The organism is Streptomyces sp. NRRL S-340 (genome assembly GCF_000720185.1).
Lineage (GTDB): Bacteria > Actinomycetota > Actinomycetes > Streptomycetales > Streptomycetaceae > Streptomyces.
Genome location: NZ_JOIY01000025.1, coordinates 80830 through 101885, shown reverse-complemented (window position 1 = coordinate 101885; position 21056 = coordinate 80830). Strand labels below are relative to the sequence as shown.

The window sequence follows — 21056 nt, the reverse complement described above, 5'->3', positions numbered from 1 at the left end:
GAGCGGGCGACAGGCTGGCGGACGGACGTCTAAGGGCCAGGCGCGGGGCGTCATCGTGCTGGCCGGTGAGGACCAGAACGACTGCCAGATCCTCGCCACGCTGATACGGGCGCACCGGCCCGATCTGAGCGAGACCGCCAAACTGGTCCGCATCAACGACCCGGTGCGGCTGCGCAGGAAGTCCGGCGCGGAGCTGGCCGCCGCCGTGAAGACCCTGGCCGGGAAGGCCCGCGCAAAGGCCCTCCGGGAGCGCGCCGACCTGCTCGGCTTCGTCGTCCACGAGGACCTGGACGGGTACGTGGATGCCGGCTACGACCGGATCCGCAAGGCGCTCGCCGACGAACTGGCCCGCCAGTGCCCGGGGTTCCACACGGCTCTCGCCCTCGCCGCCTGGGAGAGCGAGAGCTGGCTGCTGCTGTTGCCGGACGTCTTTCCGCATGTACGCCCGCGCTGGAAGGTGCCCGCGAAGCTCCTGGACAAGGAAACCGGGCGTATCAGGGACGCCAAGGAGGAACTCAAGCGCGGGCTGGGCGAGCCCGTCTTCCGGGAGAGCGACGGCCCCTCGGTTGCCCGCGAGGCCCTGAAGCATCGCCTGATCCCCTCCCCGCGCGGCAGCAACCGCTCGTACGCGGACTTCGTCGGGGAACTGTCGGGCTGGAGCTGATCAGTGATCACGGACAGCCAGAGGACCGCGCTCCGATGGAGCTGATCGTCAGGCCGCCGCCACCCGCGCGCCCCGTAGCGGTGGTTGTCATAGTCCTTACCGCCACCGGATCAGGTGCCGGGCAGCGTCGTCGCCAGCGTCCTGAACCAGGCGCCGTACGAAAAGGGCTCGGGCGGGCCGACCTCCATGCCGAGTTCGGCGGCCGCCACAGCGTAGTCCCCCTCGTCCAGGGGAAGGGCGAGCAACTCGTGAAGTTCGCCCACGAGACGGGCGACCAGGTGGGGGTCGGTGGTGGCGACGTAGTCGGCGACGGCGGCACCGTGGTCGGGGAACTCGTCGACGATGTCCTGTGAGAACCAGCCACCCAGCAGTTGCGCCGTTTCCGGGAAGCGCGCGTTCCACTCCCAGTGCGTCTGCGGGGACGACGGTTCCGGGACGTCGCCTTCCTCGATGCTCTTCCTCAGGTGGTCGGCCACCACCATCAGCCAGCCGCCGATCTCGGACTCGGGCATCCCGGTGTCCGGGATCGCGTAGAACTCGCCCAGTTGCTGTCGGATGCGGCCGGGAGGGTTGCGGCTGTACTCACGCAGCTGGAGCTCCGCCTCCGCGACCGCCCAGGGGCGGGCGTGCCAGGTGTGGCGGAGGTATGCGTCCAGTGCGCGGCTGCGTCGCTCCGGGGTGTCGTCGGCCGGCTGTCCTAGGTAGGCGCGCATCACCTGGTCCAGCTCACCATATCGGCGGTCGTGTTCGAGGGGCTTCAGGGACATGTGCGGGCGGCCCCTACAGGTAGAACGGGACGGATGTACGGACGACGAAACCGTGCGGGCGCGACGGCTCGCGGCGCAGCACCACCCGCGCCGCACGGACGTCCACCGGCCCCTGCCCGGCCAGCAGGTCACCCTCCAGCTGAACCCGGCCCACGGGCTTCTCCCGGGAAGGCCAGGCGGCCTCGATGGTGAGGCGGGCCCGGGTGCCCTGGGCGAGCCAGCGGTGGATGACCTGCTCGTTGGCGGTGACCACCTGCTGGGTGGCCCAGCGGGCGGTCTCCCGGTCGGGGTAAGAAGCGGAACGGGTCAGCACGGGGGCATCCTCTCAAATGACCTGGGCAACAGCTTGCTCATAGGGGATGGCATCCGGTTCACAGGTCGTTGAAGTTCCAGAACATGCCGACCTCTGTGGCCGAGACGACGACGAGGCCGCAGTCCTCCGTGAAGACACTCATCGGACTGTACCCGAGGCCCTCCAGTGTGAAGTCGAGCGTGCCGGGTGCGCTGCCGGTCTTGCTGACGTTGGTGTGGTAAGCGGCCTCATTCCCGTACCGCGCGAGAACCGTGCGGGCCATGGCCCGCAATTCCTCCGGAGACTCGGTGAAGTACCGGAGATTGGCCAAGGTGCAGCCACCCTCGGTGAGAGCCAGGAGCAGGTTCTCGGCACTGTCCCGGTCGATCTCGGCGAGGCGTGGCGCGACGTACTCCGGGGGGTGCACGGCGAAGGGCCACGTGGGGGTCCCCACACGCTCGGGATCCTCCTCCGCATCGTCGATGCGGGCCCAGCCCCTCGGGTCCGGTACGGCGCGGGCCATCAGATCCAGGACGTCGAGCGTCCAGTCCTCGTGACGGCGCGGGCCGGTGGCGATGTACGCGGTCGCATCCCTGTAGAGGTGGCGTACCGCGGCGTCCCAGGACGTCTGGTCGACGGACATGTGGTGCGGGCCTTTCTCGGCGGGCTAGGGCTTGTAGGGCATCGACGTCATGACTGTGAACGGGGGGTTGCGGCTGCTGTCGTACCTGATACGCGTGTCGATGCCGGTGACGTCGTACGCCTTGGCGTTGATCCCGCCTTCCTTGTACCCGGACAACGGGTCGTTCGGGTCCACCGGCTGTTTGAACACGCTGCGGCCACTGATCTCGCCGTGTGGCGCCGTGGAGAGGAACTTCTCGACCTTGCCGTCCGTCGGCGGCGGCGGACCCTTGATCCATGCCTCGATGGCGGCCTTGTTCTGGTTCAGGTTGTACTCCGTCAGCTCCTCCGCCCGCTGGTAGCTCGGGAAGGATGACGCCGCGCCTGGATACGGCTTGCCGTGCGGCCAGGCCTGGGTGGGGCCGTTCGTCTGCTGGTCGCGCAGGCGCTGCGCCAGCTGCTCGTCCGTCTTGCCGACGTGCTTGTCCAGGGTATGGCCGTTCTCCAGATACTCGTTGGCGGCGAGGTTGAGGTCGTAGTTGCCGGCCGAGTCGACCTTCAGCCAGACCTGCGAGTCCTTGAACTCCTCCAGGGATCTCATGCCGAAACCCTCCGCCCGTGCCTCCTGGGCCTCGTAGGCCGGAGCGCTTAGGTACGCCTCGTCCAACGGGCCCATGAGTGCGTCGAGTTGTGGCACGAGTGTGTCGACCCGTCGGTTGTACTCGGTGACGATCGCGTTGAGCCTGGCGGTGTCCATGTTCAGGACGATGCCCTCGCTCAATTGGACCGCGCCCTTGGCGACACCTTTTGCCAGACCCTTGACGAGGCCCTTGACGTCGTCCATGCCGACGCCGTCCTTGAGGTTGACCTCGACCTTGGGGATCGCGTCGCGTACGGCCTCGACGTAGACGTCCCAGACCTCGCCGTTGACGTAGACGGCCGCCTCAGCGAAATCGTAGAGGAGATCACCGACCTTCCGGGCTGTGTCGAACAGAACGGTCATCGCGGGATGGGTGGCGGTCTGCGAAGCGGAGCTGTCGTGTTTCCAGGCGTAGTTCTCGCGGTTCCCGCCCCACGCCGTGGTGCCCCACAGCGAACTGCAGAACTGCCGCATCGCGTCGTACCACTCGCTGTTGGTCTGCTGCGTGATGCTGCTGACGTTCCCGCTCAGGCCGCTCTCCGCCGTCGAGAGGGGGACCGTCGTCGCCATCCACGCCTGGGACAGCGAGTTCAGGTAGTGCTGCTGCGGAAACGGATAGACATCGGCGACCTTGCCCATCCGGAAGGCGTGCTTCACCACCGGTCTCAGCAGGTCCCGGACCGGCCCGGGTACCCACTCGAGGAGCCTGCGGACGAAGTCGTCACCGCCGTCGTCGTCGCCCCACTTCAGATTCGGCACGGAGCCGTAGGCGGGCGCCTTATCGATGACCTTCGGCAACGGCTGGACGACCGGCTTCGCTTGTCCCGTGGGATCGTTGGCCGCCTCCGCCTTCGCGTAGGCGTTGGCCGTCGAAGTGAAGCCCACGGCCGCGCCCCCGATGCTGACGACGCTCTTGGCCCACACCTCGAGGAAGCGATTCCCCACCTTGACGTACGACGTCGCGAACGCCTGGGGCGAGGTGCCGTAACCGCCGGCGTCCGGGTACCTTCGAAGGTCGTCGAGCAGTGTCCTGGCGCCCTTGTCCATCACCGTCTGCTGGCTCGCCACACCGCAAGAGACGCGGTGGAGGTCCGTCGGCTTGACGTCGATGACTCCGTTCTGGCCCGGCACCGGTGTCCCCATCAGCCGGCTCCCCAGCCGCGCAGCACCGCCTGGTGCGCCGCCGCATAGTTGATGTGGCTCGTCGTCACGCACTCGTGCAGCCACTTCTGGGCCGCCTGGAGGTCCTGGGCCGAACGGTCCCACTCATCGACCTTCTCGACGAAGACCTCGCGTGCTTCTCCCTCCCAGGACAGCACGACCGGCACGACCCGATCGTGGAGGTCCTCCAGACGTCCATTGAGCTTCTTGAGGATGTCCTCCAGTTCGGTGGCGAGTTCGCGGAGGGCGGCGAAGGAGACGGTGATGCGACCGTCGTCCGTGCTCCCGTTCGGCATGGTTCCCCCGTTTCGCAGGTGTTGTCGCGGTTCGCGGCAGGCAGCCTCGGAGAGGTCCGTCAGAAAGAGTCGAGGCTGCTGTGCGGACGGACGGGACCGGTCGTCTCCGGGTTCGGTGTCGACAGCTTGTCGACCTCGCTGTCGATGTCCACCGGAATACTCCGCAGCCGGGCCATCACATCCAGTTCCCGGTCCGTGAAGCCGTCCCGGCTCAGGCGTACGGCCTGCTCGATGAGCCGCATCACTTCACGGATGCGTACGGCGTCCTCGGCCGCCGCCCGGTGGAACTTGCGGTACGCCGTCGCCGCCGGCCCTCGCCACCCCGCTTCGATACGATCGACGATCGCGTCCATACGCTGAACCTGTTTGTCCAGGTAGTCCTGCATGTCGTCGAGGTCATCGGCCAGTTGGGTGAGGTCATGACTCGAGACCCTCAGGTCGGTGGCACGCTCTCGGCCCTCGCCCGCACCACGCACACCCATGCCCGTACCTCCGCCCCCCATGACTCGGCATGACAAGCCGCGTGTACACAGTGATCTTAACCTCACGCCGCTCCGGGACCGGCGGTCGGCCGGGGCACGGAGACTGGTGGGCAGATGTTTCCGGCCATGTGCTTCACCGGCCGCCCGCGTCCGTCGGTACCGCGTGGCCGGAGGCGAGTTCCGGCCGGATGGATGCCGATGACCGAGGTGGGCGCTATTTTTGACGCTGATCGTCACGGTCCTGGTGCCGGCTGTCACGGTGGTACGCACCTGGCGGTCCTGGTAACCGACTTGCCCGAAAGGTCCTCGTGAAGCCCACCCTGGCCGCCGCGCAACTCCGCGGCAGTCTGACGCAGTACCTCACGACGACGTACGCGCTGGCCGACGAGGACACACGGCTCGCGCTGGAGCGGTTCCTCGGAGATCCGGAGACGGGCATGTGACATCGACTACGAGCTGCCCGAGCCTCCCGGGCCCAAGGAAGTCATCGAGGTCTCGGGCGGGCCGGGCGTGGAGTCCGATCGCGACCACCTCGACCTGGACGGGCTCGCGGAGCGGCTGCTGGGGCGGCGCGGTCTGGACGCCTTCCAGATCGGGCGGCTGCTGAAGAAGCACGACTTCACCCACGGTGTGCTGGCACTGCTGAACGGCGAGCCGCTCGACGAGTGGGGGTTGCGGGACCGTATGGCCCGCTTCGGGTACGCGTGGGCGCGCACCGCGCGGGAGAACCCGCGGCTCGCGCTGGAGGCGCTGTCGCGGTTCGTGGCGCTGCTGTCCTCTGCGCGGGACCCGGAGTCCGACGAGCGCCGGCCGCGTCCGCTGCTGCACATCGAGGCGCACCTGTGGGTCCGGCCGGTGGGGCGAGTGCTCAGCGGGGTGAGTGGCCGTCCGGAGTTCCGCTGGTACGAGGACGAGCGCGCCGTCGCGCAGCGTTCGGCGCTCACCGCGGCGTCGGCGTCCGAGGAGCTGTCCGACAGCGACGAGTGGCCGACCACGGGCTCCCGGCGGCCGGAGGCTCTGCCTGGTTCGGACACCGTGCAGCGGCCGGCGCAGGCCCATCTGCCCGCCGTGTACTGCCGTGTGTGCGGCCGGTCGGGCTGGGCGGCGCTGTCCCCGGAGGCCGATCCGCAGAAGCTGGAGACCAGCCCGACGAAGATCTGGTCGGCATCCGTCGGACGGGACAAGCGGCGGCTGCGGTACTTCATCTCGGCGACGCCGGGCGAGGCGCGGGACGCTCTGGCGGCGTTGACCGGCACCGGCCCGAAGCAGGGGGGTGGCGTCGATCCGCAGACCGTGGTGGTGCTGGACGGGGAGCAGAGCACGTACCGCCTGCCCGTCACCGAGGACGGGGAGGGGCTGCAGGACGCCTGGTTCGCGCGGGCCATTCTCGACAAGAAGACCGCCGACCAGGCCGCCAAGGACGACACCTGCCCGGCCTGTGACACGGACAACGGCATCCGGTTCCTCGGTACGGCGCTCGCCGCACTGGCCTCCGCCACGGTCACCCAGCTGTTCACCGGCGGCCACGAGATCGCGCTGGCGCCGGAGGAACGCAAGACGCTGCTGTTCAACGACTCCACGCAGGACGCGGCACACCGCACCGGCTACGTCGCGAACGCCTCGTACAAGTTCTCGCTGCGCTCGCTGCTGGCGCACCAGCTGGACGAGGCCGGTGCACCGCTCCCGCTCAACGACCTCATCGGTGACGTCCTGGACTCGGTGGACGACCCGCAGACGCTGGCCGCGGTCGTCCCGCCGGACCTGCACGACGAACCGGGCGTGGACCGGCTCCTGTCAGGGCGCGGCACCGGGGACGCACGGAGCTGGAAGCTCATCGGGGAACGGCTGGCGTTCGCGACCGTCATGGAGTTCGGGCTGCGCTCCCGGCTCGGGCGCACCCTTGAGCTGACGCGGACCACGGCTGCGGAGGTGGTGGTCGACGATCCGGAGCGGATCGTCACGCTCGCCCGCGACCTCCACCTCACGCTGCCGGGGCAGCTGGGCCTGGACGGCGGCCTGCCCACGCCCGAGCGGTACATGGCGTTCGTGCGAGGGCTGCTGGAGCGGCTGCGGCTGCGCGGCGGTGTGCGGCACCGGTGGCTGGACACCTGGATCCGGGAAGCGGGCGTCATCCAGTACCTGGTCTCCGGCCGGCGCCCCGAAGGCATGCCCGCCTTCCCCTAGGGCCGCGTGGCGCCGCCGAGGTTCCTGCTCGACGGGCCCAAGGAGAAGACGAAGTTCGACACGATCACCGGTAAGAACAACTGGTACCAGGACTGGACGCGTCGCTGTCTCGGCCTGGACGCGTCGCAGGCTACCGAGTACCTGCGCAGGCTGCTGCCGGTCCTCGCGGACGAAGGCGTGCTGTCGGTGCGCACCGCCAGGGACCGCACGACCCGGGTCTACGGGCTGCAGCCGGGCCACATCCACGTCAGGCTGCTGGCGGACGACCTGGTCAACAAGGCGTTCGTGTCCTGTGAGGAGTGCGGCTGGCAACAGGTGGTGCCGCCCGAGCGGCGCACCCGGTGGTACGGGCACCCCTGCCCGCGCTGGCGCTGCCCCGGCATTCTCACTCCGCCGCAGTACGGCATGTCGTCGACCGGTGCGGGCAGCGGTGGCTTCGGCGGGAAACTGGAGCGCGACTACCGGGCCGACTACTACCGCCGTCTGTACCTGACCGGTGGCACTTACCGGGTCGTCACGGCCGAGCACACCGGCATGCTGACCCGGCCCGAACGGGAGCGCGTGGAGCGGACGTTCCGGCAGGGCACCCACTACACCGACCCCGACGTGCTCTCTGCACGCCACGCTGGAACTGGGCATCGGCATCGGAGACCTTTCGGCGGTGCTGCTCGGCTCGCTGCCGGACGGACCGGCGAACTACGTGCAGCGTGCCGGGCGGGCCGGACGCCGGACCGGCAACGCCCTGGTGGCCGCCTTCGGCGGGCGCCGGGCCCGGGACCGGTACTACCTGGACGACCCGACCGAGATGATCGCCGGTGACATCGTGCCGCCGGGCTGCTACCTGTCGGCCGTCGAGATCCTGCGCCGTCAGTACACGGCGCACTTGCTGGACCGGGCGGCGCGCGGCGAGCTGACCACCGCGGACGGCGAGCCGCTCATGCCGTTGCCGCGTCTTTCGTCGGCCCTGTTCGGCACGACCGGATGGTGCCAGGACCTGTCGGATGCGGCGCTCACCCACGGGGCCCGGCTGGTGGAGGAGTTCTTGGCGCTGTTCCCGCAGACACCCGGCGGTGCGGACGACGACCGGGGGTGTCCCGGCACGCCGCCGCCTGGATCCGGACCTGCGGCTGGTGCGGGTGCGTACGGCCCGCAACCGGGAGACCGCCCAGTGGTGGGGCGTGAACCCTGACGGTCCCAACGGTCTGGCCGCCCACCTGTGGACGGACCCGACCGCGGACCCCGACGAGGCCCGCGTCTTCTGGTCCCCCACACCCAAGGCCCGCACCTTCAAGCTGTCGGTGGCCGCCGACAAGCTGGCGCCCCGCGTCAACACCAAGGGCAAGGTGACCATCGACACGGACAAGGCCGCGTGGAACCCCGGGCTGGTGGAGATCGCCGTTCTGGGGTGCCACTCCGGCGACGGTGACCTTCCTGAAGCGCTGGCGCTCGCCACGCACCAGCTCCGGCAGGCTCCCGACCTGCCCGACGCACTGAGCCTGCCGCTGCCCCTGCACCTGGCGGGACTCGCACAGGAGTACGTGCTGCCGACCCAGAACGAGGACGGCGGGGACGGCGGGGACGTCGGCGACGCCCTCGACTCCGTCGCCGACGCCGACTCCCAGTCGGTCTCCTCCGGCTCGGGGGCCGTCTCGACGCCCGGGGCCTACCCTGCGTCATGGCGGCGAGACGCCGGTACACCTCACCCGCGTGTGCGGCACGGTCGCCCGGTTTCCTGGCGAGGACCAGGCTTTCGACGTCCTCCGACGCACAACAGATCCAGCAAATCACTGACCGTCTTGCGACATCGCACAGCGCATCCAGACAGCCGCCACCGAAAAGAAGGGCCCGCTCTACGAGGCGCTGGGGATCACCATCGCCTACGACAACGCAACGAGGACCACGACCGTAAGGTCGAGGTCCTCGATTCCGTATCGCCAGAGCGAGTGTCCGAGGGGGGACTTGAACCCCCACGCCCGATAAAGGGCACTAGCACCTCAAGCTAGCGCGTCTGCCATTCCGCCACCCGGACCAGGTGTCTGCCGTTCGCGGGTGTCCCCCGCGGCGACATGGACAACCATACCAAGGTTTCGGAGTGCGTTTCACCTGCGTATTTCCCGCCCCCCGCCGGAGGGCGCCGCTGGGCCCGGGCACCTGCTCACGGCAGCAGGTGCTCCGGTAAGCCGCCCGGCCGGCTCCTGTCCGGAAAGTGCCGCACACCCCTGGACACCAACCACCGGATGCGGGATAACGAGGTCCATACAGTATTCGTCGACTGTATGCAATGTACGCGGATCGCTCCCACCCCCTACGAAGGGACAGGACTTCGCCATGCCCGACGACACCCAGGACGCGCGGCCCGCCCGGCCCGCCCAGGACGTGATCTCCGGCGGTCATCTCGTTGCCAAGGCGCTGAAGGCCGAGGGGGTCGAGCGCATCTACACGCTGTGCGGCGGCCACATCATCGACATCTACGACGGCTGCGTCGACGAGGGCATCGAGGTCGTCGACGTGCGCCACGAGCAGGTCGCCGCGCACGCCGCCGACGGCTACGCCCGCGTCACCGGCAGGCCCGGCTGCGCGGTGGTCACCGCCGGGCCCGGTACCACCGACGCCGTCACCGGGGTCGCCAACGCCTTCCGCGCGGAGTCCCCGATGCTCCTCATCGGCGGCCAGGGGGCGCACTCCCAGCACAAGATGGGGTCCCTGCAGGACCTGCCGCACGTCGACATCATGACGCCGATCACCAAGTTCGCCGCGACCGTGCCGGACACGGCGCGCGCCGCCGACATGGTCTCCATGGCGTTCCGTGAGTGCTACCACGGGGCGCCCGGGCCCTCCTTCCTGGAGATACCGCGCGATGTGCTGGACGCCAAGGTGCCCCTCGCCGCGGCCCGGATCCCGGCCGCCGGCCGCTACCGCGCCTCCACCCGCACGGCCGGCGACCCGCAGGCGGTGGAGAAACTGGCCGACCTCCTCGTCCACGCCGCGCGGCCGGCGATCCTGCTGGGCAGCCAGGTCTGGACGACGCGGGGCACCGACGCCGCCGTCGAACTCGTCCGCACTCTGAACCTGCCCGCGTACATGAACGGCGCCGGACGCGGCACCCTCCCGCCCGGCGACCCGCACCACTTCCAGCTCTCGCGCCGCTACGCCTTCGCCCACGCCGACGTCATCGTGATCGTCGGCACCCCCTTCGACTTCCGCATGGGCTACGGCAAGCGGCTCTCCCCCGACGCCACCGTCGTGCAGATCGACCTCGACTACCGCACCGTGGGCAAGAACCGCGACATCGACCTCGGCATCGTCGGGGACGCCGGGCTGGTGCTGAAGTCCGTCACCGAGGCCGCCTCCGGACGGCTCGACGCCGGCGCCGCCCAGCGCAAGGGGTGGCTCGACGACCTGCGCGCCGCCGAGCGGGCGGCCGCCGGCAAGCGGCTGCCGCAGCTGCGCTCGGACGCCTCCCCCATCCACCCCTACCGGCTCGTCAGCGAGATCAACGACTTCCTCACCGAGGACTCCCTGTACATCGGCGACGGCGGCGACATCGTCACCTTCTCCGGGCAGGTCGTGCAACCCAAGGCGCCCGGCCACTGGATGGACCCGGGGCCGCTCGGCACCCTCGGTGTCGGCATCCCCTTCGTGCTGGCCGCCAAGCAGGCCCGCCCCGACCAGGAGGTCGTCGCCCTCTTCGGCGACGGGGCGTTCTCGCTGACCGGCTGGGACTTCGAGACGCTGGTGCGTTACGACCTGCCGTTCGTCGGCATCATCGGCAACAACTCCTCGATGAACCAGATCCGTTACGGCCAGGCGGCCAAGTACGGCAAGGAGCGCGAGCGGGTCGGCAACACCCTCGGCGACGTCCGCTACGACGAGTTCGCCCGGATGCTGGGCGGCCACGGCGAGGAGGTCCGCGACCCCGCCGATATCGCTCCGGCCCTGCGGCGCGCCCGCGAGTCCGGCAAGCCCTCGCTGATCAACGTCTGGGTCGACCCGGACGCCTACGCCCCCGGAACCATGAACCAGACGATGTACAAGTGAGGTGAACGCCCGTGACCGCAAAGGCACTCGACGGCATCCGCGTCCTCGACATGACCCACGTCCAGTCCGGCCCCTCCGCGACCCAGCTGCTGGCCTGGCTCGGCGCGGACGTCATCAAGCTGGAGGCGCCGGCCGGTGACATCACGCGCCGCCAGCTGCGTGACCTCCCGGACGTCGACTCCCTGTACTTCACGATGCTCAACTGCAACAAGCGGAGCATCACCCTCAACACCAAGACCGGGCGCGGCAAGGAGATCCTGACCGAGCTGATCCGCCGGTCCGACGTCATGGTGGAGAACTTCGGGCCCGGCGCCGTCGACCGGATGGGCTTCACCTGGGAGCGCATCCAGGAGATCAACCCGCGGCTCGTGTACGCCTCCATCAAGGGGTTCGGGGAGGGCCCGTACACCGCTTTTAAGGCGTACGAGGTCGTCGCCCAGGCCATGGGCGGCTCGATGGCCACCACGGGTTTCGAGGACGGGCCGCCGACCGCGACCGGCGCGCAGATCGGTGACTCGGGAACCGGCGTCCACCTGGTCGCCGGGGTGCTCGCCGCGCTGTTCCAGCGGGAGCGCACCGGGCGCGGGCAGCGGGTGAACGTGGCCATGCAGCACGCGGTGCTCAACCTGTGCCGGGTGAAGCTGCGCGACCAGCAGCGCCTGGCCCACGGCCCGCTCGCCGAGTACCCGAACGACGACTTCGGCGACGAGGTACCCCGCTCGGGCAACGCGTCCGGGGGCGGGCAGCCCGGCTGGGCGGTCAAGTGCGCGCCGGGCGGCCCGAACGACTACGTGTACGTGATCGTGCAGCCCGTCGGCTGGCGGCCGATCAGCGAGCTGATCGGCCGGCCCGAGCTGGCCGACGACCCCGACTGGGCCACACCGCAGGCCCGGCTGCCCCGGCTGGCCAAGATGTTCCAGCTGATCGAGGAGTGGTCCTCGGGCCTGCCCAAGTGGGAGGTGCTGGAGAGACTCAACGCGCACGGCATCCCCTGCGGGCCGATCCTGTCCACCAGGGAGATCATCGAGGACGAGTCCCTGGCCGCCAACGAGATGGTGGTCCGCGTTCCGCACCCCACCCGCGGCGAGTTCGTGACCGTGGGCAGTCCGCTCAAGCTGTCCGACTCCCCCGTCGAGGTGAGCAGTTCGCCCCTGCTGGGCGAGCACAACGAAGAGGTGTACGTGGGCGAGCTGGGCCTCGGCGGCGAGGAGCTGCGCCTGCTCAAGTCGGACGGGGTGATCTGAGGTGATGACCGAGGAACGGGTGCACAGGGTCCGCGCGCTGCTGGACGCGGTACGGGCCGAGGGGCGTACGGCCCTGACCGCGCCGGAGGGCAAGGTACTCGCCGACGCGTACGGGATCGCCGTAGCGGGCGAGGCGCTGGCGCGGGACGTGGAGGAGGCCGTCGCCTCGGCGGCGCTCTTCGGCGGTCCGGTGGTGATGAAGATCGTCTCGCCGGACGTCCTGCACAAGACCGAGGCCGGCGGGGTCGTCGTCGGGGTCGAGGGAGCGGCGGACGTACGGGCCGCGTTCCACCGGATCGTGGCCGGCGCGCGCGCCTACGCCCCCGGGGCCCGGATCGAGGGCGTGCAGGTGCAGGAACTGCTGCCCCGGGGGCAGGAGGTCATCATCGGCGCGGTCACCGACCCGGCCTTCGGCAAGGTCGTGGCCTTCGGTCTGGGCGGGGTGCTCGTCGAGGTGCTGAAGGACGTGACGTTCCGGCTGGCGCCCGTCCGCGCCGAGGAGGCGCTGTCCATGCTGGACTCGATCCGGGCGGCCGAGGTGCTGCGCGGGGTGCGCGGACAGCCGGGCGTGGACCGGTGGGCCCTCGCCGAGCAGATCCGGCGGGTGTCCAAACTGGTCGCCGACTTCCCGGAGATCGCCGAGGTGGACCTCAACCCGGTGATGGCGACCGAGGACGGCGCGGTCGCCGCGGACGTCCGGGTGATCCTCGCCGAACGCCGGCCGCCGGCGCGCAGGGCGTACACGCGCGAGGAGATCCTCGGCTCCATGCGGCGGCTGATGCAGCCGTCCTCGGTGGCCGTGATCGGCGCGTCCGGGACCCCGGGCAAGATCGGCAACTCGGTGATGCGCAACCTCGTCGACGGCGGTTTCCCCGGGGAGGTCCATCCGGTGAACCCGCGGGCCGACGACATCCTGGGCCGCAAGGCGTACAAGAGTGTCACGGACGTTCCCGGTGAGGTGGACGTGGCGGTCTTCGCCGTCCCCGCCCGGTCCGTGGCCGCCGCGCTGGAGGAGGTGGGACGCAAGGGGATCCCCAACGCCGTCCTCATCCCGTCCGGGTTCGCGGAGACGGGCGAGCACGCGCTCCAGGCGGAGATCGTGGCGATCGCCGAGCGGTACGGCGTACGGCTGCTCGGGCCGAACATCTACGGCTACTACTCGACCTGGCAGGACCTGTGCGCGACGTTCTGCACGCCGTACGACGTGAAGGGGGGTGTCGCGCTGACCTCGCAGTCCGGTGGGATCGGCATGGCGATCCTGGGCTTCGCACGGACCACGAGGACGGGTGTGTCGGCGATCGTGGGCCTCGGCAACAAGTCGGACCTGGACGAGGACGACCTGCTGACCTGGTTCGGCGAGGATCCGCACACCCAGTGCATCGCGATGCACCTGGAGGACCTCAAGGACGGGCGGGCCTTCGTGGCGGCGGCCCGGGCGACGGTGCCGAAGAAGCCGGTGGTGGTCCTCAAGGCGGGCCGTACGGCGGCGGGGGCGCGGGCCGCGGGCTCGCACACCGGTGCCCTAGCAGGCGACGACGCCGTCTACGACGACATCCTGCGGCAGGCGGGCGTCATCCGGGCACCGGGCCTGAACGACATGCTGGAGTACGCGCGCGCTCTGCCGGTGCTGCCCGCGCCGAAGGGCGACAACGTCGTCGTCATCACCGGGGCCGGCGGCAGCGGGGTGCTGCTGTCCGACGCGGTCACCGACAACGGACTGTCGCTGATGGAGATCCCGCAGGACCTGGACGAGGCGTTCCGGCGCTTCATCCCGCCGTTCGGGGCCTCGGGCAACCCGGTGGACATCACCGGGGGCGAGCCGCCCTCGACGTACGAGGCGACGATCCGGCTGGGGCTCCAGGACCCGCGCGTCCACGCGCTCGTCCTCGGCTACTGGCACACCATCGTCACCCCTCCGATGGTGTTCGCCGAGCTGACCGCGCGGGTGGTGGCCGAGTTCCGCGCACGCGGGGTGGAGAAGCCGGTGGTGGCCTCCCTCGCCGGTGACGTCGAGGTGGAGGAGGCCTGCCAGTACCTCTTCGAGCGGGGGGTGGTGGCCTACCCGTACACGACGGAGAAGCCGGTGGCGGTGCTCGGCGCGAAGTACCGGTGGGCGCGGGCGGCGGGGCTGCTGTCGTGACGCCGGCACGCCCCGGGCCTGCCGGGGCGCGGACCTCGGGGGCTGCGGGGAGGCGGTTCATGAGGTGAACGACCTGGGGGCGGCCGGCGGTGCGTGCGGGCCGCGCCCGGGACGCGTGCGCACGAAAGGCATCGGACAGGGGCGTCTGCCAGAACCTTCGACGCGAGGGGTGCTGCCGCGAGATGGAAACCACCGATCCACCCGCCGCTCCGCTGTGCAGGGAGGTGAGGGGCCGCGGGGGCCGCGTCCACCGGGTCGGCGAGAGCGACGCCGGTCTGCCGGGCCACGGCCGGATCCGGATGGCCGTCCTGCTCTGGCCGGGCATGACGGGCATCGGATGCGTCGCGTTCGCGGCGAGCGGTCCGGCCTGCGGGGCGGTGCCGCTGCTCCTGGGGGCCGACCGGGCCGGGCAGCGGAGCCTGCTCGCCGTGACCGGCGCGGCGGTCCGGGCGGTGCGGACGGCGGCCGGACGGTTCTTCCACGACCCGCCGCGGAACCGGTGGCCGGCGCACGCCGGCCCGCTCACGGTGCCGGCCGGCCGCGCGGCCCGGCGCAGGCACCGGAAGAACCCGCCCGCCCCGCGGCAGACGGGTCCGGCGAGGGCGGTACGCACCCCCGCGCTGTGGCTGATGGCGCTGTGCCTGCTGGGCACGGCCGGTGTCACGGTCCTCGACGTCCTCCTCTTGCCCTCCCGCGGCCGCGCGCCGGGGCTCGGCCCAGCGGCGATGGCCCGGGCGGCCGTGGCGGCCGTGGCGGGCGGCACCGGGACGGCGGCCGCAGGGGCGGTGTCGGACCTCGTGGAGCGGCGGACCGCCCTCGCCGTGGCCCTGCCGGCGCCGGCCGCTGCGCAGCCGGGGGTGCCGGCCGCGGCGGGCGGCGGGCTCCGCGCCGCTCCTCCTCGGCTGCGTCGCCGCCGCACTCGCCGGCGGTGCGGTGCTCCCCCTGGTGGTGGCGTCGGCGGCGGACCACTTCGGCGAGCAGCACGGCCGAGCACCTGCGGGCTGCTCGCCTGGGCGTGGCTGCCGCCGGTCCTCGCGGGCACCGGCACCACGGCGGCCGCGACCCGCGCTCCGCGCGGTGCGTTCGCGCCGGCGGGCTGCACCGCGCTCGTCTGCCGCCGCCGCGCTCTTCCTCGAGTCCCTGGCCCTTCCCAGGGTCCGGCGCATCGTCCCCGATTCCCACCCCCTCGGCGAGGAGATGGCCTGAGATGACGGCTGATCCCATGGCAGCAAGGAACACGCCGGCCGGACCCGGCACGGCGAAGGGCGCCTACCGCGAAGTCACCGGCCCCGGGGGCCGGGTCTACCGCGTGGGTGAGACCGACCGGGACATACTCGGTCACTCGCGCAAGTTCATGGTGTACCTCCCGTGGGTCTCCATGATGGCCATCAGCGTCTCGGAGTACGCCTACGGCTCCGCGGAGGACACCCTGTCCGAGGCGCACGGCTGGACGCAGAGCAACACCTTCTGGATCCTCAGCGTCTGGGTGTTCTTCCAGGCGGGCATCGCCTTCCCGGCGGGCTGGCTGCGCGAGCGCGGCCTGCTCACCGCCCGCCGGGCCATGTACATCGGTGCGGGCATGTGTCTGCTGGGCTTCCTGGCCCTGTCCCACCTGGACCACGTGCTGCTCGCCGTCCTGGGGTTCGGTGTGGTGGGCGGTGCCGGGTCCGGGCTGATCTACGCCACCTGCATCAACATGGTCGGCAAGTGGTTCCCGGAGCGGCGCGGCGCGAGGACCGGTTTCGTCAACGGCGGCTTCGCCTACGGCTCGCTGCCGTTCATCTTCATCTTCAACTACGCCTTCGACACCGGGAACTACAACGAGGTGCTCGACCTGATCGGGGTGTACGTGCTGATCGTGGTGGCGGTCTGCGCGTTCTTCTTCGAGGACCCGCCGAAGAACTGGTGGCCGGCGGACATCGACCCGCTGTCCTTCGCGGGGAACGGCAAGAGCGCGGCCAGTCTGGCCAAGAACCCTCCGGCGGTACGGCAGTTCACCCCGAAGGAGGCCGTCAGGACCGGCATGCTGCCGCTGATGTGGATCACCGTGGTGATGACGGCCGGGGTGTCGATCTTCGGTATCTCCTTCCAGGTCGACTTCGCCAAGGAGATCGGTTTCGGGCCGCTGGTCGCGGCGTCCTCGATGGGGGTGATGGCGGTGATCAACGGGGTCGGCCGCGCGGTGGTGGGGTGGCTGTCGGACCTGTGGGGCCGCAAGACGACGCTGGTGTTCGTCATCGTCCTGCTGGGCCTCGCGCAGTTCGGTGTGATCTGGGCCGGTGACACGAAGAACGAGTGGCTGTTCCTGTTCTTCGCCTTCCTCTCCGGTTTCGGCGGCGGCGCCTTCTACCCGATGTTCGCCGCGTTGACCCCGGACTACTTCGGCGAGAACTACAACGCCACCAACTACGGGCTGGTGTACAGCGGCAAGCTGGTCAGCGGCCTGTTCGGCGGTGGCCTCGGCTCGATGGTGGTGGGCGCCTGGGGTTACGACGGGGCCTACGCGCTGGCCGGTGGCGTGTCGATGGTCGCCGCGGCGCTCGCGCTGCTGCTGCGCCGGCCGGGGCGGGGCGACGCGCGTCCGGTGGCGGCCGGGCCGGGAACCGCGTCCTGACGGCGTCGCCGGGGATGCGGAGGCGGGACCCGTCCCGTGCCCGGGCGATGGTCCCGCCTCCCGCCGTACCCGGCCGCCGGTGCGCCGCCGGACGGCGGTGCGGCGGCCGGCGGCGGTGCGGCGGCCGGCGGCGGTGCGGCCGCCGGGCTACCTGCGGCGCAGGGCGGCCAGGTTCTCGTAGCCGATCCGCGCGTGGGTCAGTGACTGGGCCGGGTCGGTGGCGCTGGGCGCGTTGTCCTGCTCGACCATGGGGTTGTGGTGGTTGCGGTGGCCCACGCGCGAGAAGAACGCCGTGTAGTCGATCACGCCGGTGCCGAACGGGACCATGGCGTAGCCCTGCCCGCTGGTGGTGTCGACGACGCCGTCCTTGGCGTGGAACAGCGGGTAGCGCTTGTCGTGGCGGGTGACCAGGCCGGCCGGGTCGAACACGTTCTGCCGGGTGGAGCCGTCGTGGGCGGTGTACGTGCGGAACTTGTACTGGGCCACGTGCGCCCAGAAGATGTCCATCTCCAGCCAGACCAGCTTCGGGTCGGTGACGGACAGGAAGTACTCCAGCTTGCGGATGCCGGAGGAGCGGGTCGGCCGGCCCTGGGCGTCGAGCGGTCCGCCGTCGAGCAGGAAGCCGTAGGCGGCGTCGTGGTTGTGGGTGTACAGCTTGATCCCGGCCCGGCGGGCGATCTCGCCGAGGGCGTGCCACTTGTCGGCGGCCACGTCCCAGTCGGCCTTGTAGGAGCTGCTGGTCGGGTCGCCGCCGGTGCCCATGTGGTCCATGCCGAGGATGTTCGCGATCTCCAGGTGCTTCTTGAAGGTGTCCAGGTCCGCGGGGGTGAGCGGCCAGGAACCCGGGATGAAGCCGTGGTTGCCCTGGGCGCGCAGCCCGTACTCGTCGAGCCAGCGGCGCAGCAGCCGGGCGCCCTCGGCGGTCTCCAGGTTCGCGCCGCCGGGCGCGTTGGGGTGCTGGCCGTAGCCGGCGAACTCGACCTGCCGGTAGCCGAAGCGGGCCAGCTGTGCGAAGACGGCGCGGAATCCGGAGGGCAGGCTGGTGGAGAGCGGGTCGCGGCCGGTGGCGTCGCGGACGGTGTAGAGGATGATGCCGCGCTTGTCGGCGGGGACCAGGGCGTGGCCCGTGCCCTGGCCGGGGCCCGGTTCGGCCGCCTGGACGGGGGCGGCTCCGAGGACGGGTGCGGCGAGCGCGCCGGCCGCCACGGCGGTGCAGGTGCTCAGGAAGCCGCGGCGGCCGATGCCGAGGCTGCGGCGCAGCCGCTCGTCGGTGCCGGGGCCGGTGGGCTGGATGTCGTTCACGGGTGCCTCTTTCCGGGCTGGTGGGCGGTGGTGCGGGGGGTGCCGGACGGGCCGGGTGTACGGAGTCCGGCGAGGTCGAGCAGGAGTGACTTCACGTCGGTGGCCGCGAGGCGGCCGCCGACGGCGCGGGGGGTGGAGCAGATGAGGAGCGGACCTTCGTCGTCGCTCGCGGGGAGGCGGCCGTGGCTGCCGCGGACCGGGGAGGCGTCGAGGGGGACGACCGCCATGCGGTAGCGCAGGCCGAGTTTCTTGCGGGCCAGGGCGGTGGCGGCCTTGACCTTCACGTACGGGTCGTGCGGGTCCATGAACAGCTCGGCCGGGTCGTAGCCGGGTTTGCGGTGGATCTCGACGAGCCGGGCGAAGTCGGGGGCGCGGTCGTCGTCGAGCCAGTAGTAGTACGTGAACCAGGCGTCGGGTGCGGCGACGGCGACGAGTTCGCCGGAGCGCGGGTGGTCGAGGTGGTGGGCCTTCTTCCCCTCGTCGTCCAGGAGCAGGCCGAGGCCGGGCAGGCCGTCGAGCGCCGCCCGGGTGGCCGCGAGGTCCTCGGGGCGGCGCACGTAGACGTGGGCGATCTGGTGGTCGGCGACGGCGAAGGCGCGGGAGGCCGTCGGGTCGAGGTACTCCATGCCGTCCTGGGTGTGCACCTCCAGCAGTCCGGCGCGGCGCAGGGCCCGGTTGATGTGGACGGGCCGGTCGGCGCGGGTGATGCCGTACTCGGACAGCGCGACGACGGTACGGCCCTCGGCGCGGGCGTCGGCGAGGAGGGGGGCCAGGGCGGCGTCGAGGTCGGCGGCGGCCTTCAGGGAGCGCGGGTCGTCGGGGCCGTGGCGCTGGAGGTCGTAGTCGAGGTGCGGGAGGTAGCTGAGGGTGAGGTCGGGGCGGCGGGTGCGGTTGATGTGGCGGGTGGCGTCGATGATCCACCGGCTGGAGACGAGGTCGGCGCCCGGCCCCCAGAAGTGGAACAGCGGGAACGTGCCGAGGCGTTCGGTGAGTTCGTCGTGCAGGGCGGGCGGCCGGGTGTAGCAGTCGGGTTCCTTGCGGCCGTCGGCGTGGTAGACGGGGCGCGGGGTGACGGTGAAGTCGGTGTCGGCGCCCATGGCGTACCACCAGCAGATGTTGGCGACGGTGTAGCCGGGGTGCGCGCGGCGGGCGGCGTCCCACAGCTTGTCGCCGGACACGAGGCCGTTGTGCTGGCGCCACAGCAGGACGTCGCCGAGTTCGCGGAAGTACCAGCCGTTGCCGACGATGCCGTGTTCGGCGGGTGTCGTGCCGGTCAGGAAGGTGGACTGGGCGGCGCAGGTGACGGCGGGCAGGACGGTGCCGAGCGGGGCGTGGGAGCCGGAGTCGGCGAGGGCCCGCAGGTGGGGCATGTGGGCGAGCAGGCGGGGGGTGAGTCCGACGACGTCCAGGACGAGCAGCGGGGTGGGTCCGACGGGGCGGGTCATGGCAGTTCCTTCAGACCGAGGTCGGTCAGCAGGTCGCGGGCCAGGGCGAGTTCGGCGGCGATGCCGTCGGCGAGCTGGGCGCGGGCGCGGGGCCGCAGGGCGGCCGGCAGGGCCTGCCAGGTGTAGGTCTCGACCTCCAGGTGGCGGGTGAGCGGGTGCGGGCCGCCGGCCAGCCGGGTCAGGGCGCTCTTCAGGACGGGCAGGGTGGAGGTGAGGGGTGCGGCGGGGGCGGCGTGCAGGGGGACGTGGAAGTGGGAGCGCCAGGGCACCCCGTCGGGGAGGGCGCCGGTGTGCAGGGCTTCGCCGAGGTCGTCCGTGCCGAGCGGCCCGTCCGGGGTGCGGGCGCGGGTCTGGTGCAGGAAGCGGGGCTCGGCGAAGGCGGCGAGGGCCGCGCGCACCTCGGGGCGGTGCGGCTGCTCGGCGTGCAGGGCGGCGGACAGCTGGGACTTGACGACGGGCACGCCGGCCCCGGTCAGGGCGTCGAGGGCGGTGTGCGGGTCCTCGAAGGAGGTGGCGAGGTGGCAGGTGTCGACGCAGATGCCGATGCGGTCGTGGCCGATGGCGGTGAGCGGGGCGATGGCGTCGCGCGTGGTCTCGACGACGCAGCCGGGTTCGGGTTCCAGGCCGATGCGCAGCGAGCGCCCGGTGAGGTCCTGGAGGGCGTCGAGGCGGTCGGCGAGGGTGCGCAGGGCGGTGCGGGCGCGGGCGGCGCGGGTCTCGTCGTGGGCGGTGCGCCAGGCGAGCGGCAGGGTGGAGATCGTGCCCTCGGTGACGTCGTCGGGCAGCAGGCCGGCGAGGACGCGGGCGAGCGCGGTGGTGTGGTCGAGGCGTTCGGGGTCGGCCCAGTCGGGCCGGTACACGCGGTACTTGACCTGCTGGGCGCCGAAGCCCTCGTAGGGGAAGCCGTTGAGGGTGACGACCTCCAGGCCGCGCCGGTCGAGTGCGGTGCGCAGGCCGCGCAGGGCGGACGGGTCGGTGACGAGGGTGCGGGCGGCGTCGCGGGCGAGCCAGAGACCGATGCCGAGCCGGTCGCGGCCCAGGCGGCGGCGGACGGGCTCGCAGTGGTCGCGGAGCTGGGCGAGGACGCCGTCGAGGGTTTCGGCGGGGTGGACGTTGGTGCAGTAGGCGAGGTGGACGGTGGAACCGTCGGGGTGCCGGAACCGCAT

At 71.3% G+C, this 21056-nt stretch carries 17 protein-coding genes, 1 tRNA gene and 1 pseudogene; 9 read left to right on the top strand and 10 right to left on the bottom strand.

Features of this window, described 5'->3' with window-relative positions; all coding sequences use genetic code 11:
- Positions 1-55: 55 nt before the first annotated feature.
- Entirely contained in the window at positions 56-664 is a 609-nt protein-coding gene (locus IG64_RS20500; RefSeq protein WP_037858309.1) for a hypothetical protein, read from the top strand.
- A gap of 110 nt (positions 665-774) precedes the next feature.
- Here IG64_RS20500 and IG64_RS20495 read toward each other — a convergent pair whose 3' ends face one another.
- The 6 genes from IG64_RS20495 to IG64_RS20470 are packed head-to-tail and all read right to left on the bottom strand — an operon-like array spanning position 775 to position 4923.
- Positions 775-1431: a contact-dependent growth inhibition system immunity protein gene (locus IG64_RS20495; protein ID WP_037858308.1), complete on the bottom strand. Its 657-nt coding sequence runs from the start codon at positions 1429-1431 to the stop codon at positions 775-777.
- Positions 1432-1444: 13 nt separating this feature from the next.
- On the bottom strand, positions 1445-1744 hold the full coding sequence (locus tag IG64_RS20490) for an RNase A-like domain-containing protein (protein ID WP_037858306.1): 300 nt from the start codon (positions 1742-1744) through the stop codon (positions 1445-1447).
- Positions 1745-1802: 58 nt separating this feature from the next.
- Positions 1803-2366, bottom strand: a complete 564-nt coding sequence (locus IG64_RS20485) for a hypothetical protein (protein ID WP_037858305.1) — start codon at positions 2364-2366, stop codon at positions 1803-1805.
- 24 nt (positions 2367-2390) lie between these two features.
- Positions 2391-4127: an RNase A-like domain-containing protein gene (locus tag IG64_RS20480; protein ID WP_158771606.1), complete on the bottom strand. Its 1737-nt coding sequence runs from the start codon at positions 4125-4127 to the stop codon at positions 2391-2393.
- Positions 4127-4441, bottom strand: coding sequence for a WXG100 family type VII secretion target (locus IG64_RS20475; RefSeq protein WP_037858304.1), 315 nt, complete (start codon positions 4439-4441; stop codon positions 4127-4129). Before IG64_RS20475 ends, IG64_RS20480 begins: the two co-directional genes overlap by 1 nt.
- 59 nt (positions 4442-4500) lie before the next feature.
- Complete coding sequence (locus IG64_RS20470) at positions 4501-4923, bottom strand: WXG100 family type VII secretion target (RefSeq protein WP_037858303.1); 423 nt, start codon at positions 4921-4923, stop codon at positions 4501-4503.
- Positions 4924-5231: 308 nt separating this feature from the next.
- Here IG64_RS20470 and IG64_RS42865 point away from each other — a divergent pair, with 308 nt between their 5' ends.
- From IG64_RS42865 to IG64_RS39055, 4 genes and pseudogenes are all read left to right on the top strand, one after another.
- Positions 5232-5366, top strand: coding sequence for a hypothetical protein (locus tag IG64_RS42865; protein ID WP_267883410.1), 135 nt, complete (start codon positions 5232-5234; stop codon positions 5364-5366).
- A gap of 67 nt (positions 5367-5433) precedes the next feature.
- Complete coding sequence (locus tag IG64_RS42305; RefSeq protein WP_234438571.1) at positions 5434-7107, top strand: hypothetical protein; 1674 nt, start codon at positions 5434-5436, stop codon at positions 7105-7107.
- A gap of 805 nt (positions 7108-7912) precedes the next feature.
- On the top strand, positions 7913-8296 hold the full coding sequence (locus tag IG64_RS42295; protein ID WP_234438569.1) for a hypothetical protein: 384 nt from the start codon (positions 7913-7915) through the stop codon (positions 8294-8296).
- Positions 8178-8594, top strand: a pseudogene (locus IG64_RS39055) (RNaseH domain-containing protein); the annotation flags it as partial. The gene IG64_RS42295 and the pseudogene IG64_RS39055, both read left to right, overlap by 119 nt.
- Positions 8595-9051: 457 nt before the next feature.
- Here the strand turns inward: IG64_RS39055 and IG64_RS20460 are convergent.
- Positions 9052-9136, bottom strand: a tRNA-Leu gene (locus tag IG64_RS20460).
- A gap of 299 nt (positions 9137-9435) precedes the next feature.
- Between IG64_RS20460 and IG64_RS20455 the strand changes: the two genes are divergently transcribed.
- The 4 genes from IG64_RS20455 to IG64_RS20435 all read left to right on the top strand — a co-directional run bounded on the left by IG64_RS20455 (position 9436) and on the right by IG64_RS20435 (position 17143).
- Positions 9436-11145 carry a thiamine pyrophosphate-binding protein gene (locus tag IG64_RS20455; protein WP_037858301.1) on the top strand — a complete coding sequence of 570 codons (1710 nt, stop codon included), beginning with the start codon at positions 9436-9438 and terminating at the stop codon, positions 11143-11145.
- An 11-nt stretch (positions 11146-11156) separates the two neighbouring features.
- Positions 11157-12389: a formyl-CoA transferase gene (frc, locus tag IG64_RS20450; RefSeq protein WP_037858298.1), complete on the top strand. Its 1233-nt coding sequence runs from the start codon at positions 11157-11159 to the stop codon at positions 12387-12389.
- Between the two features lie 4 nt (positions 12390-12393).
- The gene (locus IG64_RS20445; protein ID WP_037858349.1) at positions 12394-14529 is read left to right on the top strand and encodes an acetate--CoA ligase family protein; all 2136 of its coding nucleotides are present in this window, start codon (positions 12394-12396) and stop codon (positions 14527-14529) included.
- Between the two features lie 1207 nt (positions 14530-15736).
- Entirely contained in the window at positions 15737-17143 is a 1407-nt protein-coding gene (locus IG64_RS20435; RefSeq protein WP_199811629.1) for an OFA family MFS transporter, read from the top strand.
- A 147-nt stretch (positions 17144-17290) separates the two neighbouring features.
- Here IG64_RS20435 and IG64_RS20430 read toward each other — a convergent pair whose 3' ends face one another.
- Genes IG64_RS20430 through eboE form a run of 3 tightly spaced genes read right to left on the bottom strand, consistent with a single transcriptional unit; the run spans position 17291 to position 21056 of the window.
- Positions 17291-18445, bottom strand: coding sequence for a sugar phosphate isomerase/epimerase family protein (locus IG64_RS20430; RefSeq protein ID WP_234438568.1), 1155 nt, complete (start codon positions 18443-18445; stop codon positions 17291-17293).
- Positions 18442-19890: a nucleotide pyrophosphatase/phosphodiesterase family protein gene (locus IG64_RS20425; RefSeq protein WP_234438567.1), complete on the bottom strand. Its 1449-nt coding sequence runs from the start codon at positions 19888-19890 to the stop codon at positions 18442-18444. The genes IG64_RS20430 and IG64_RS20425 overlap by 4 nt, the downstream gene beginning before the upstream one ends.
- Positions 19887-21056: a metabolite traffic protein EboE gene (eboE, locus tag IG64_RS20420; RefSeq protein WP_037858294.1), complete on the bottom strand. Its 1170-nt coding sequence runs from the start codon at positions 21054-21056 to the stop codon at positions 19887-19889. Before eboE ends, IG64_RS20425 begins: the two co-directional genes overlap by 4 nt.